13 protein-coding genes and 1 tRNA gene are annotated in these 12,981 nt (G+C 50.3%); 5 read left to right on the top strand and 9 right to left on the bottom strand.

From position 1 onward, the window contains the following. Positions 1–82 precede the first annotated feature (82 nt). On the bottom strand, positions 83–805 hold the full coding sequence (gene lpxH / locus KE671_RS08855; RefSeq protein WP_206162604.1) for a UDP-2,3-diacylglucosamine diphosphatase: 723 nt from the start codon (positions 803–805) through the stop codon (positions 83–85). 2 nt (positions 806–807) lie between these two features. Beyond that, positions 808–1,302 (bottom strand): peptidylprolyl isomerase B, encoded by a 495-nt coding sequence (ppiB, locus tag KE671_RS08850; RefSeq protein WP_042324369.1) that lies wholly within the window; start codon positions 1,300–1,302, stop codon positions 808–810. Positions 1,303–1,476: 174 nt separating this feature from the next. Here ppiB and cysS point away from each other — a divergent pair, with 174 nt between their 5' ends. Next, positions 1,477–2,862: a cysteine--tRNA ligase gene (cysS, locus tag KE671_RS08845; RefSeq protein ID WP_206162603.1), complete on the top strand. Its 1,386-nt coding sequence runs from the start codon at positions 1,477–1,479 to the stop codon at positions 2,860–2,862. A gap of 87 nt (positions 2,863–2,949) precedes the next feature. Here cysS and KE671_RS08840 read toward each other — a convergent pair whose 3' ends face one another. Then, the gene (locus KE671_RS08840; RefSeq protein ID WP_206162602.1) at positions 2,950–3,474 is read right to left on the bottom strand and encodes a metal-dependent hydrolase; all 525 of its coding nucleotides are present in this window, start codon (positions 3,472–3,474) and stop codon (positions 2,950–2,952) included. A 298-nt stretch (positions 3,475–3,772) separates the two neighbouring features. Here KE671_RS08840 and KE671_RS08835 point away from each other — a divergent pair, with 298 nt between their 5' ends. Continuing rightward, positions 3,773–4,249 (top strand): hypothetical protein, encoded by a 477-nt coding sequence (locus KE671_RS08835; RefSeq protein ID WP_206162601.1) that lies wholly within the window; start codon positions 3,773–3,775, stop codon positions 4,247–4,249. Continuing rightward, entirely contained in the window at positions 4,246–5,874 is a 1,629-nt protein-coding gene (locus KE671_RS08830; protein WP_206162600.1) for an FKBP-type peptidyl-prolyl cis-trans isomerase, read from the top strand. Before KE671_RS08835 ends, KE671_RS08830 begins: the two co-directional genes overlap by 4 nt. A 37-nt stretch (positions 5,875–5,911) precedes the next feature. On the opposite strand, the gene malI is transcribed toward KE671_RS08830, so the two are convergent. The 4 genes from malI to folD all read right to left on the bottom strand — a co-directional run bounded on the left by malI (position 5,912) and on the right by folD (position 9,842). Continuing rightward, positions 5,912–6,928 (bottom strand): Mal regulon transcriptional regulator MalI, encoded by a 1,017-nt coding sequence (gene malI / locus KE671_RS08825; protein ID WP_206162599.1) that lies wholly within the window; start codon positions 6,926–6,928, stop codon positions 5,912–5,914. A gap of 84 nt (positions 6,929–7,012) precedes the next feature. Then, entirely contained in the window at positions 7,013–8,512 is a 1,500-nt protein-coding gene (locus KE671_RS08820; protein WP_206162598.1) for a PTS transporter subunit EIIC, read from the bottom strand. Between the two features lie 249 nt (positions 8,513–8,761). Then, complete coding sequence (gene ybcJ, locus KE671_RS08815) at positions 8,762–8,974, bottom strand: ribosome-associated protein YbcJ (protein WP_206162597.1); 213 nt, start codon at positions 8,972–8,974, stop codon at positions 8,762–8,764. 1 nt (position 8,975) lies between these two features. Next, a complete protein-coding gene (gene folD, locus KE671_RS08810) occupies positions 8,976–9,842 on the bottom strand; it encodes a bifunctional methylenetetrahydrofolate dehydrogenase/methenyltetrahydrofolate cyclohydrolase FolD (protein WP_206162596.1) in 867 nt (288 codons plus the stop codon). A gap of 242 nt (positions 9,843–10,084) precedes the next feature. Between folD and KE671_RS08805 the strand changes: the two genes are divergently transcribed. Continuing rightward, positions 10,085–10,161: transfer RNA gene (locus KE671_RS08805), tRNA-Arg, on the top strand. Between the two features lie 312 nt (positions 10,162–10,473). On the opposite strand, the gene KE671_RS08800 is transcribed toward KE671_RS08805, so the two are convergent. Continuing rightward, the gene (locus KE671_RS08800) at positions 10,474–10,923 is read right to left on the bottom strand and encodes an NUDIX hydrolase (protein WP_206162595.1); all 450 of its coding nucleotides are present in this window, start codon (positions 10,921–10,923) and stop codon (positions 10,474–10,476) included. Positions 10,924–11,313: 390 nt separating this feature from the next. Then, positions 11,314–11,760: a VOC family protein gene (locus tag KE671_RS08795; protein ID WP_206162594.1), complete on the bottom strand. Its 447-nt coding sequence runs from the start codon at positions 11,758–11,760 to the stop codon at positions 11,314–11,316. 210 nt (positions 11,761–11,970) lie between these two features. Here KE671_RS08795 and KE671_RS22800 point away from each other — a divergent pair, with 210 nt between their 5' ends. Then, complete coding sequence (locus KE671_RS22800) at positions 11,971–12,849, top strand: AraC family transcriptional regulator (protein WP_241029782.1); 879 nt, start codon at positions 11,971–11,973, stop codon at positions 12,847–12,849. Positions 12,850–12,981: the final 132 nt, after the last annotated feature.

The raw sequence follows: 12,981 nt of genomic DNA, 5'->3' as shown, positions 1-12,981 counted from the left end.
TCTTAAGTTTGTTTTAGCATAGCCATCCAAACTTAGAAGATAATGATCTGAGTCATCATTTTATAATGAGGGTGTTTTTTTCTCAAAACGGGAAAGCAATCAGTTCCACGTTGTCCGCTGTGACTTTGACCATCGATCCTTCGCTATGCCAGGCACCTAATACGACGCGGTAGGCGGGTTCGCCGTTGACGGTGAGCGCATGAACATCAGGGCGATGGGTATGGCCGTGAATCAGCCACTGGACGCGGTATTTTTCCATCTCGGCGACAACCGCATGTTTATTAACATCCATGATCTCCAGTGATTTAGTGCTGTTGGCGGCTTTGCTATCAGCACGCATTCTGGCGGCCACACGCTTGCGTATAAACAGCGGCAGGGCGAGGAACAGCGCTTGCAGCCAGGGTTGATGGACTTTTGCACGAAATGCCTGATAACCCACATCATCGGTACACAGCGTATCGCCATGCAGAATAAGTACCCGGCGACCGTACAGATCGAGCACTTTTTCCTGGGGAAGCAAGGTCATACCGCTTTCGCGGGCGAAGCGTTTGCCAATCAGGAAGTCACGATTACCGTGAATGAAGAAGCAGGGGACGCCGGAATCGACAACCGCTTTAATAGCGGCGGCTATTTCACGGTGCAATGGGTTGGGATCGTCATCGCCAATCCAGGCTTCGAAGAGGTCGCCCAGGATATACAACGCGTCGGCCTGACGGGCTTCGCTGGCTAAAAAACGCAGAAAACCGGCGGTGATCGCCGGTTCTTCCGTGCAGAGATGAAGATCTGCAATAAACAGTGTCGTCACAATTACTCGCTGACGGTCACGTTTTCGATAATCACGTCTTCTTTCGGTACGTCCTGGTGCATGCCGCTGCGACCGGTAGAAACGCCTTTGATTTTGTCAACTACGTCCATACCTTCAACGACTTCGGCAAATACGCAGTAGCCCCAGCCCTGCATGCTTTCGGCGGAGAAGTTCAGGAAGTCGTTGTCGGCAACGTTGATGAAGAACTGCGCTGTGGCGGAGTGCGGAGCCTGAGTACGCGCCATTGCAAGCGTACCACGGGTGTTTTTCAGACCGTTGTTGGCTTCGTTTTTGATAGCGTCTTTGGTGGCTTTCTGTTTCATGCCAGGTTCAAAACCGCCGCCCTGAATCATAAAACCGTTAATCACACGGTGGAAAATGGTGTTGTTGTAAAAACCTTCGCGGCAGTAGTCCAGGAAGTTTTTAACTGTTTCAGGCGCTTTATCATCAAACGTTTTGATTACGATATCGCCGTGATTAGTGTGGAAAGTAACCATTTTTGCATCCTGTTCCGATATAGTGGTGCTTTAACCCAGCTAAGGGTCAGAGTTAGGGAGGTGTTATAGCATAACCGCACGCTGCGATCACCTCGCAAAGTGTGCTGCTTCCCGTCCCAATTATGGGTATTATACAGACTTTGTTATCCACACACGTCTTACACGGAATCTTCGATGTTAAAAATCTTTAATACACTGACGCGCCAAAAAGAGGAATTCAAACCCATTCATGCCGGGGAAGTCGGCATGTACGTGTGTGGTATTACCGTTTACGATCTCTGTCATATTGGCCATGGCCGTACCTTTGTGGCGTTTGACGTGGTGGCACGCTATCTGCGCTTTTTGGGCTACACGCTGAAGTACGTGCGTAACATCACCGATATCGACGATAAAATCATTAAACGCGCAAATGAAAATGGCGAAAGCTTTGTCGCGCTGGTGGATCGTATGATCGCCGAAATGCACAACGACTTTGATGCGCTCAATATTCTGCGTCCGGACCTGGAACCGCGCGCAACCCACCATATCGCCGAAATCATTGAAATCACCGAGCAGTTGATAGCTAAAGGTCATGCCTATGTGGCGGACAATGGCGACGTGATGTTCGATGTCCCTACCGACCCGAATTACGGGCAACTGTCACGCCAGGATCTGGATCAACTGCAGGCTGGTGCACGTGTGGACGTGGTGGATGTGAAGCGCAACCCGATGGACTTCGTGCTGTGGAAAATGTCCAAAGAGGGCGAGCCGAGCTGGCCGTCTCCGTGGGGCGCAGGCCGTCCTGGCTGGCACATTGAGTGTTCCGCGATGAACTGCAAACAGTTGGGTAATCACTTTGATATTCACGGCGGCGGTTCTGACCTGATGTTCCCGCACCACGAAAACGAAATTGCCCAGTCCACCTGCGCGCATGACGGTGAGTATGTGAACTACTGGATGCACTCCGGGATGGTGATGGTTGACCGCGAGAAGATGTCCAAATCGCTGGGTAACTTCTTTACCGTGCGTGACGTGCTGAAATACTACGATGCGGAAACCGTGCGCTATTTCCTGATGTCCGGCCACTATCGTAGCCAGTTGAACTACAGCGAAGAGAACCTTAAGCAGGCGCGTTCTGCTCTCGAACGTCTGTATACGGCGCTGCGCGGGACAGATAAATCCGTTGCGCCTGCCGGTGGCGAGGCGTTTGAAGCGCGTTTTGTCGAGGCAATGAACGACGATTTCAACACTCCGGAAGCGTACTCCGTGCTGTTTGACATGGCGCGTGAAGTGAACCGTCTGAAGGGCGAAGACGAGGCTGCCGCGAATGCGATGGCTTCTCACCTGCGTAAGATTTCTGGCGTGCTGGGTCTGCTGGAACAGGATCCGGAAGCGTTCCTGCAAAGCGGTGCTCAGGCTGATGACAGTGAGGTCGCGGAAATTGAAGCGCTGATTCAACAGCGACTGGATGCCCGTAAAGCCAAAGACTGGGCGGCTGCGGATGCGGCGCGCGACCGTCTGAACGAAATGGGCATCGTGCTGGAAGATGGTCCGCAGGGTACCACCTGGCGTCGTAAGTAATGTTCTTGCCGGATGGTGGCTAACGCCTTATCCGGCCTACGATGGAATGATCGGTAGGCCTGATAAGCGTAGCGCCATCAGGCACTATTAATGACGTCTATACCACCGCAGCACCCCCATCAGCAGTACGCCCGGCAACCATACCCACAGTAACTCGGAAATAATGACCTGATGTCCGTACGGCGTGGTGTAGCGCGACAGGGCAAACGGCGCGACCTTTATCACCTGCCACGGTGCGAAAAAGCGTTCGTCCGACCACGGCCACAGCCAGCCGACGCCTTTGCCACCGGTGGTGATTGAGTCCAGCAGACTGTGCGACAGCAGCGAAACGGTCAAAAACAGCCAGCAGCGCATTAACCCGGCTTTAAACCATCGTCGTCCCATCCATACGCAGAGCAGGGGAACCCCCAGCGCGAACAGCAGTGAATGGGTAAATCCACGATGTCCAAACACGTTTGCGTAGGATACTCCGAGTTTAAATGACAGCACATCGGCGTCCGGCAGCATCGCAAGCGCGATCCCGGCAAACAGTAAACGTGGAGGAATGACTTTCAGTCCCAGACCCAGCCCAAGGCAAATGGGGACGGCGGCGTGGGTGATGACAGTAGGCATATTATCGCTATCCATAAAATAACTATTTTAGCAGTAGGGTTGGGGAGCGGGTAAACCTGTTTTTATTATTAAGTGGAAAATATTTTACGTTATTTATTTAGCTGTTTTTTGTATGTTATTAATTTCAATGATCCAATTTTGGACTGTAAAAACTCTGTAGAGATATTCTTTTTGAGCACTCCAGCGTATAAGCTTTACGGATAATGCTTTGCATCCCTCCTGCGTATGGTGAGTTATAAGGCGGTATATTCTTTCATGTAATGCATTCCTGTAATAATCATTTAAAAGGGTTAATATTGTGAACGTCACGGGCAGATTGCGCCAACATGCTATACGGCATTTATTTTCATTCTTGTTTATATCGAGCCTGTTGGCGGTGAGTGGCTGTCAAAACGCTCAACCTGTTGAGAAAACGACTGGACTCTCTGTACCCTCTACGGGTAGTGAATCTGTGCCTGCGATAACGCCGATGGCCCCGGCAACACAAAGCGTTAAACCAGAATCTACGCCTCCCGAGACGGGATCTGTTTCAAGCTGTCAGCGAGAACTGGTGGCGTTATCGAAAATTAACCAAAGACTTTATGCCCAGAAAAAAGCCGCCTTTGATGAGCTACTCACAAGTGCGTCAGTCTACACGGGTGTACGTGAAGATATTACTGCGCAAACGAAAGATACGATGGATGCATTCTATAAATTCAAAACGCAGAAAATCTGCAGTGATATTGAGCAGGCTGTAAGGCAGGCGCTCATTAATCGCGTGGAGAATATGAAATGAACGCATTCAGAATGAAGCCGTTAATCATCGCTCTGCCGATGATTTTGGGCGGTTCGATTGCTCTGCAGGTTCAGGCAAGTGATACGTCAGGTGCCGTAAAATCTCTCGATTCAATTACCTCACAGTCCAGTGAAATCCCTTCATTATTACTGGAGAAAAAGGTCACGCTTCCTGAACCTGTTGTTTCTGCCCAGGAGCCGCGAGCAACATCTGTTCCTAAAAGTGCCCGCTATCGTTTGCAGACCTCGCAGGCGCAAGCAGATGCGTTGAATGCCCAGATAGCTGCATTGAAGGCGGCGCAGGAAAAAAAAATTGCCGAGTTGACCCGACAAATTGCGCAGGCTCAGGAGGGCTCGTCTAAATCAGACGAAGCCCGGCAGCAATTAAAAGAGAGTCAGAAGCAGCTTGCTGATATGCAAACGAAGTGGCAAAGCGCTACGCAGCAACTGGAAAACGCCAATAAACGGATTGCTGAGCTGTCAGCGGGGAGACTGGATGACGGGCAGGAAGTCGAGCAGTTGAAACAATCTCTGGCTGACATCCAGAAGCAAAATGTTGAACTAACGAAAAAGCTCACAGCGTTGACAGCGTTACAGGATGCTAAAGAAGTGGAACTTGCCACGGCGAAAAAAGCATCAGCGGACAGTGACATAAAGCGTGCTGATGCGGAGAAAAAGTGGCAAAGCACCTCGCAACAGCTTGAAATGGCGAATAAGCGAGTGGTGGAAATGAATGCCAGCCACCTTGAGGACAGTCAGCAAGTTATAAATCTGAAGCAATCTTTAACTGAGTCTCAAAACCAGGCGGCGGAACTCACTAAAAAAATGGCCGGGCTTAACGAACAGCAGAATGCTAAAACCACAGAACTCGCGGCGGTAAGTAAAGCGTTAAGCGAGAGTGAGGTGAATCGCGCGGCGTTTGAACAAAAATGGCAAGAGGCAAATAGCAAACTGGAAAGTCAGAGCAAACAACTCGCTTCTCTGCATACGGATCCTGAAACGCCCGTTCCCACCAGTAAAGAAGATATCCGTGCTTATGCCCTCGGTGCATTTTGGGGCCATGACGTGCTGAATGCGATGAAAAAAGTGGAAAGCGATGGCTTTAAACTTTCGCAGCCACAGGTTGTCAGCGGTGTTACGGATATGATGCGCGGGAAGTTTAAAATCCCTCAGGAAAAAATGTTGGCAGAATTGAAAGACATGGATGCCAGCGTTACAGGCAAACAGCCGCAACCTTCCACCTCAGAAGACGAGGGGAAAACGTTCATCACCGCCTATAGTAAAAAACCAGGCGTGAAGCGTGCGGATATGGGTTACTACTATCGCATAACAGAAAAAGGACGCGGGGTTATTAAGAGCTCCGATACCGTTGCTATTGCGGTAACTGAAAGCCTGTCGAACGGTAACGTCATTAAGGATATGAATAAATCAGGCAAAGTGCTGGTGCTTCCGCTGGAACAGTTCCCGCCTCTGTTTAAGACTGCGATTAGCAAGTTGAACAATAAGGGCAAACTACAAATGGTAGTACCACCCGAGCTTGCTTACGGCGAAGCCGGTAGCCCACCAAATATTCCGCCAAATTCCACAATGGTCTACGACGTGCGAATTGTTAATGTCACTCACTAACACCCGCGGCGCCAGACATGTACTGGGGCCGCTTTTTTTAGGCCGATTCCCGGGCGATAAGCTGACCTGAAAGCGTAATACGCTGGCATTGCAATTCTGGTTCTTTCAGCTTGCGTATCATGAGTGTTGCCGCCTGGCGTCCGGTCTCTTCACTGGCGGATGATACATAGGTTAATGACGGCGAGGTCAGATTCACGTGCAGCATATCTTCAAAACCAATCAGCGCCACCTGCTGGGTCAGGAATACGTCTTTACCGAGGGTGCGTCCAACCTGATGAATGCCGGAGATAGAGCCAATCATCGCCGCGGGTGAGTGGCAAAGCAGGGCGGTGATAGTGTTATTTTGTTCCAGCAGATGGCGGGTGGCAATGCTGGCGGCGTGGGTATCATCGTCACAAGCAGGTGTCGATTCTTCTTTATAGACCATGCCATTTTGTGCCAGCGTATTGCGAAACCCCTGTAATCGCTGTTGGCGGATCAGACAGTCTGGTCGACCGCCAATATAGCCAATGCTACGGTGCCCGCGTTCAATCAGATAGCGAGTGGCAAGGCTTGCCGCCTGACGATTATCGCGCATTACCAGATTGCAGTTTTCTTCAATCAGCGATTGCGATACGACAACTAGTGGTAAAGGGCACTGGCGCACCTGTTCAGGTAACGCTGTACGGGTGGGGTCCGACGAGAGATAAATGACGCCAGCCACACCTTGCTGCTTGAAAGAGAGAAAACAGCGCTCAAGGCTTGTCCGATCATCCTGTGGCTGCCCCAGAAAAACCATAAAGCCTTGCTTTTCCAGCTCCTGGACAATACTTGCCATCACTTTGATGGAGAAACTGTCGCTGAAATCACGCAGGATCAAGCCGATCAGGTTGGAGGTATTGGCGCGAAGATTTGCCGCGGCGATGTTATGGACATAGCCAAGCGTATTGATGGCAGCATGGACCTTCTCAATGGTTGCCTCTGAGATTTTCCCTTTCTGGCGTAGCACCAGCGAAACGGTCGAGACTGAAACGCCCGCCTGCTTTGCGACATCAATAATGCTGACTTTCTTCAAAATCGCTCCCTGAAAATTACCGGTTATCAGCCAGATACGACAACGTCTCCCAGCGTACAGGAGACGTGTCATTCAGGCATCTTATTATTTGCCGATCATCGTGGACATGGTCTGGGCAATAAACTGTGCTCTGGCGCCGAAAATCACCTGGATACCATTGTCACCAACAAAGACCACGCCGCGGGCACCGAGGCTATTGAGACCGTCTTTATCGACCACGTCGCTTTTAGCCACTTCCAGACGCAGACGGGTGATGCAGGAACCGACGGAATCGATGTTCTGCGCGCCGCCCAGCAGGCCGATGATTTCAGTAGCAATTTCAGTATCCGTTTTGTCGTTCGCATTGGCGGTCACTTCGGTACGACCTGGCGTTTTGATATCGAAACGGCGAATGACAAAGCGGAAGGTAAAGTAGTAAATCAATGCCATCGGCACGCCAATGATAATGGCATTCAGGAAGTTGGTCTGATAGCCATTGAAGGACGGCAGAATGCCAAACGACAGGTAGTCGATGAAACCGGCGGAGAACGATTTGGCAATATGCGCATGCAGAAGGTACATGGTCATGTAAGCCAGACCCGCCATCACGGCGTTGAAAACATACAGAATCGGTGCCACGAAGATAAAGGTAAACTCAACCGGCTCGGTGATCCCTGTCAGGAAGCAGGTGAGTGCCGCCGAGAACAGAATACCGGCCGCAATTTTTTTATTCTTCGTGTGCGCTTCGTGGTACATCGCCAGACACGCCGCAGGCAGGGCAAACAGCATCAGCGGGAACTCGCCCTGCATGAACTTACCGGCGTTCTGATAGGTATCGCTACTGAAGGATTTGACCCCTTCCTCCAGCATTTTGAACCAGATTGTCTGGTCGCCGTGGATCACCTGGCCTGCCTGAGTGGTGTAATCGCCAAAGGAATACCAGAATGAGGGATACCAGATGTGGTGTAAACCGAGGGGGATCAGCGCACGTTCAACCAGGCCAAAGATAAAGGTTGAGACCGCCTGATTATCGCCGTTGACGACCACCGAAAGCGCATCGATACCGGACTGAATGTGTTGCCAGATGTAGGGCAGCAGCAGTCCCAGCACAAAGGAGAGAAACGCGGTGGCGATCGCCACAAAACGTTTACCGGAGAAGAAACCGAGGAATTCCGGCAACTGCATGGTGTGAAAGCGGTTGTAACACCAGGCGGCGAGAATACCGCAGATCAGACCGCCAAAGACGCCCATTTGCAAGGTCGGGATACCGACCACCATTGCATATTTTCCGCCCTGGGAGGCCATCTCCGGCGTGATGCTTAGCACTGTGCTGATGGTGATGTTAGTGACAAACACCGAGACCGCCGCCGACAGCGCCGCGATACCCGATTCTGAGGCAAGACCGACGGCAGAGCCGATGGCGAACAGCATCGGCAGATTATCAAAGATAACGCCGCCCGCGTTCATCATCAGTGGCAGATGGAATTTATCCCCGAAGGCCAACAGCAGACCCGCAGCGGGAAGCAGTGAAATTGGTAGCATTAACGCGCGACCAATCATCGATAATTTAGACAATGATTTAACAAACCCTGATATCAGACTCATGCTGATTTCCCCCGAGAAGCGTTTTTATTGACGCTGTTATTGTAAGTAGAACGTTATAGTAGAACGTTCTACTTATCGTGATGAAGGCAGGGATTTTGCGCAACTAAAATCTCACGCTGTATCAAATGAAATCGTGATTATTTGAAGTTGATCGATAATTAACCATTATGGTCATAGGGCGATAGGGAAGGGAAGAGGGAGTTTCACCCGATATCCCCGGAGGAGAGATCGGGTGAGAAATCAGATAACTCAGGCCGTTACGGTGATGCTCTGACCGGCGAAACTCACGGTTTGACCGGCCACGATTTTGCAACGTTTGCGGGTTTCAACCGCACCGTCAACTTTTACCTGACCTTCGGCAATGGCAATTTTCGCCTGGGCGCCGCTTTCACTCCAGCCTTCCAGCTTCAGCAAATCGCACAGTTCAACGTGAGGATGTTTGCCTAAAGAAAATGTCGCCATATTAATTATCCTGAGGATCGTGATATTCAACGCACGCCTGTAGCGTGTTTTCGATAAGTGTGGCGACCGTCATCGGACCCACACCGCCCGGTACGGGTGTAATGTACGAGGCACGCGCGGCTGCATCTTCAAACACCACGTCGCCGACGACCTTGCCATTTTCAAGACGGTTGATGCCGACATCAACCACGATAGCGCCTTCTTTGATCCAGTCACCCGGAATAAAACCTGGTTTCCCGACGGCAACGATCAGCAGATCGGCATGCTCAACGTGGTGACGCAGATTTTTGGTGAAACGGTGGGTTACCGTGGTGGTACAACCGGCCAGCAGCAGTTCCATACTCATGGGACGACCGACGATGTTAGAGGCGCCGATCACGACCGCATTCAGACCATACAGATCGATGTTGTAACGTTCGAGCAGAGTGACGATCCCGCGCGGCGTACAGGGGCGTAAACGCGGGGCGCGCTGACACAGGCGACCGACGTTGTACGGATGGAAACCATCAACGTCTTTATCCGGATCAATCCGCTCCAGCACTTTGACATTATCGATGCCCGCCGGAAGCGGTAGCTGTACCAGAATACCGTCGATGGTGTTGTCGGCGTTGAGCGTATCAATCAGCTCAAGCAATTCCGCCTCGCTGGTGGTTTCCGGCAAGTCATATGAGCGGGAGACGAATCCCACCTCGTCACAGGCTTTACGCTTGCTTGCTACGTAAATTTGCGAAGCCGGGTTACTGCCTACCAGCACTACAGCCAGGCCAGGGGCTCGGCGTCCGGCCTCGATACGCGCCTGAACTTTTTGAGCAACCTCAGAGCGCACCTGCTGCGCAATCGTTTTACCGTCAATAATCTTTGCTGCCATCAGAGAGAGGATTCCATCTGTTACTTCACGTCAAAGGGGATGGCGCTATTCTGTCAGAAGTGAAGACGGTTGTCAGTTACCGCTTACAGTCGGCGCGGTTTTAGATGGCGATCCGTGGGGGATATGCCCTGTGGAAAAGGAGTATGCTCACAACTCAAGCAGTTGAGAGGAAAGCCATTGACCGTCAAAGTTGTGAACGTATAATACCGACCAGTTTTGTATCATCCGCATTGCAGTTCACTGCTCCCTTAGCTCAGCTGGATAGAGCAACGGCCTTCTAAGCCGTCGGTCACAGGTTCGAATCCTGTAGGGGGCGCCATTTTCACCTGCACCAACCTCTTTTAAACTCTACTAAATCCAGATATACCAGGTCTTAGAACAAAATTTTATTATCTCAACGTCTGGTTGATATTGCGAAACCCAACCTGATAGCCGTGTGAGTCAGGCTTCTGGCGATGATTCGGCTGTTCACTATTCGGAGAAGATGACTGACGGAAATGGCATCGCAATGAAACGAAGATGGCCGCAGAAGACCAGGACCGGCTGGCATTCGATGACCGCGTGTCCTCCGTATCCGATGGGTTATTTGTCAAGATTTATGCAGGCATGAGCTATCACACGTTCGGATGGTTCATTTTAACCATGCCAGATAATGGCTGATATAAACCTGATATTCTTTGTCCATATTTTCCGGTAAATCATTTGGAGAAAAAAAAGCTAGCTCCAGCCCTTCTTCAGGGTTATTCACCATTTTTCCAGTCCAGTCACCAGACCAGAAAAGGGAGGTAACTACGTTGATTTTGTCCTGGTTGCGAAGAGTAAATGTATATTCCGGACCGGAAAAAACGCCCAGTAAGGTCAGGTTGTGGACCTCAAGGTTTGTTTCTTCCTTAACTTCACGTATAGCTGTTTCTTCCAAAGACTCACCCGGTTCAAGAAGCCCTCCTGGAAGGCCCCATGTTCCGTCCCGTCGATGCTGCAGGAGGATACATTGATTTTGGTCTGTCAGAACGACATTAGAACCCACCAGTAATAGTAAACGATGACCAATCATACTGCGCATCTGCTGTACATAGTCCATTACTCACTCCTTTTCGCACGGTCAAAGCGGAGGATACCGCAGACATATTGTGTATGGTAACTGACCGCGGCAATGGCCAGGTTGTTCATGCCCTGGCGCGCGAGAAGTATATAACGGAATGTTCTTGTTATCACCTGTTTTGCCCCGGCGTAATTACTGCGATAATTTCCTGGGTCGGTTTATTCAAATGAATTGTCACAGATTTAACACACACTTCAGCATTATTTAGAATGGATTAAAGCATGATGCCTTCCGTTATATCGGGAATAGTCTGTTATTGGTTGATTGATTATATTCGCTGGTTAACGCATTGAGACAAGCATGCATCACCATGAAGAAAGGCCATCCGGAAACCGGATGGCCGTTTGGCGATGCGAGCGCATTCACTCACTATTCCTGTTCTGAGGCCTTTCGCAAAAATGGGGTACAGGAAATTGCCATGATGATCCCTTCAGGACTGAGAAAACGGGTGACAGTTTGTTCCCAGGGTTCCTCCTGCATACAGGTCAGTAACTGACATCCATTTTCCTTTAATATTTCGGAAGCGGATTGTATGTCGTCAACGTCAAATTCGAGCCAGGCTTGAGGAACAGGCAAATTTTCTGGCCATTCAGATGAGCCAAAACAAGAAAGAGCGACTTTATCAAGTGGCCAGATGGCAAAATACTTCACTCCGGGAATGTTTTGTGAGTGCAGATACCCATCATAACCGTCAATAGTCTCAAGCGGCAATTGTAATATGTCTTTATATAAAGCAGCGCTTTCATCCGTATTTTTCGTGACAGGACCAAATCCTGCGACAAATAGCACATTAATTCCTTTTGGGATACTGGACATAGTCACCTCATGTTTTGAAGCGTGATTGCATTGTTATACACTAACTGCATAATGATAAGACTTATTGCAGTTGATGAGGATAAGGTACGATATAACCCAGACTTTTCGTTGTAAAAAAGGGACATTTTCAGTGAGGGAAGATAAAAATTATCCTGTCATTACCCAGAGATCGCATCGTCAACGCTATGCTATTGCGTCATCTGAACAACGATGAACACATTTTCAGGCAGACTTAAACCCATTATCGGCAATCGACACGGTGCGGCGACGCAGCTCTTTTTCGCGCCGTCTGAGCCTTTACGTCACATGGTTTCCCACTATACCGTGCAATTACGCTGTGTTTGTGAGCAACCATCGCAACAGCCACTGACGATTATTCCTGACGCCAGCGGCTGCCTTGTTTTCACTGTAACCCGTGAGCGAGTGCAGTTGCTACTTTGGGGGCCTGGCTGCCAACCGCAACCGGTGACGCGGGACTTTAACACGATCGATCTGCGGATTCTGGTTGAGTTTTTGCCTGGCGGCGCGTTTGGGCTGTTGGGCGGCCTGCCTCTATATGAATTGCAAAACCGGCAGGAGCGTCTGGGAACCATCGCCCCTTCTCTGGAACCGCTATTTCGTCCTGTTATTGAATTGCATCACGATTCATACCCGCTCCTGCTTCAGGCTATTGATGATGCATTAGTCCGCCATTGCGATAGAGTCACAGAAAGCGTGCTTATGCGGCAGATACTGGCCTGTTCTTCCTCTGCGTGCGGAATGCTTCGTCTAAATGCCCTGAGCGAGATGACGTCTTACAGCCCCCGACATATCAACCGATTATGTCAGGAGCGTATCGGATTATCCTGGAAGTCGTTTGCCCGAATTCTCAGAATCAACGAAGCGTGTCGCCGCATCAATCGGGGAGAGCAGGTTCTCAGAACGCTTGCCTGCGATCTGGACTACCATGATCAGGCCCATTTCACCAAAGACTTTAAAGCGCTCAGTGGTGTAACGCCGTCAGACTATCAACGGAATCTGTCGGACTTTTATCACGAAGAAACGAAATTGTGTACTCATTTGCCTGTCAGGTATGCACCGGGCAAATAATAAAGATATCGTCTCAGATGCCTGCAATAAGCGAAAAAGACAGAGGCGGTCGTGTATACCGCCACGTGGTAACGCGTTTGGCATACGCACCCATCACATCCCCGGTTACACCGCTCGTCGTTGAATTAAGGA

The sequence above is a fragment of the Citrobacter amalonaticus genome, from assembly GCF_018252635.1.
Classification (GTDB): domain Bacteria; phylum Pseudomonadota; class Gammaproteobacteria; order Enterobacterales; family Enterobacteriaceae; genus Citrobacter_A; species Citrobacter_A amalonaticus_E.
This window is presented reverse-complemented; position numbering and strand designations above follow the sequence as displayed.

What these genes read in the sequence shown, in the direction of transcription:
- ppiB (WP_042324369.1), bottom strand. Translation starts at nt 1,302, where the DNA reads ATGGTTACTTTCCACACTAATCACGGCGATATCGTAATCAAAACGTTT.
- cysS (WP_206162603.1), top strand. Translation starts at nt 1,477, where the DNA reads ATGTTAAAAATCTTTAATACACTGACGCGCCAAAAAGAGGAATTCAAA.
- KE671_RS08840 (WP_206162602.1), bottom strand. Translation starts at nt 3,474, where the DNA reads ATGCCTACTGTCATCACCCACGCCGCCGTCCCCATTTGCCTTGGGCTG.
- KE671_RS08830 (WP_206162600.1), top strand. Translation starts at nt 4,246, where the DNA reads ATGAACGCATTCAGAATGAAGCCGTTAATCATCGCTCTGCCGATGATT.
- KE671_RS08820 (WP_206162598.1), bottom strand. Translation starts at nt 8,512, where the DNA reads ATGAGTCTGATATCAGGGTTTGTTAAATCATTGTCTAAATTATCGATG.
- ybcJ (WP_206162597.1), bottom strand. Translation starts at nt 8,974, where the DNA reads ATGGCGACATTTTCTTTAGGCAAACATCCTCACGTTGAACTGTGCGAT.
- folD (WP_206162596.1), bottom strand. Translation starts at nt 9,842, where the DNA reads ATGGCAGCAAAGATTATTGACGGTAAAACGATTGCGCAGCAGGTGCGC.
- KE671_RS08800 (WP_206162595.1), bottom strand. Translation starts at nt 10,923, where the DNA reads ATGGACTATGTACAGCAGATGCGCAGTATGATTGGTCATCGTTTACTA.
- KE671_RS08795 (WP_206162594.1), bottom strand. Translation starts at nt 11,760, where the DNA reads ATGTCCAGTATCCCAAAAGGAATTAATGTGCTATTTGTCGCAGGATTT.
- KE671_RS22800 (WP_241029782.1), top strand. Translation starts at nt 11,971, where the DNA reads ATGAACACATTTTCAGGCAGACTTAAACCCATTATCGGCAATCGACAC.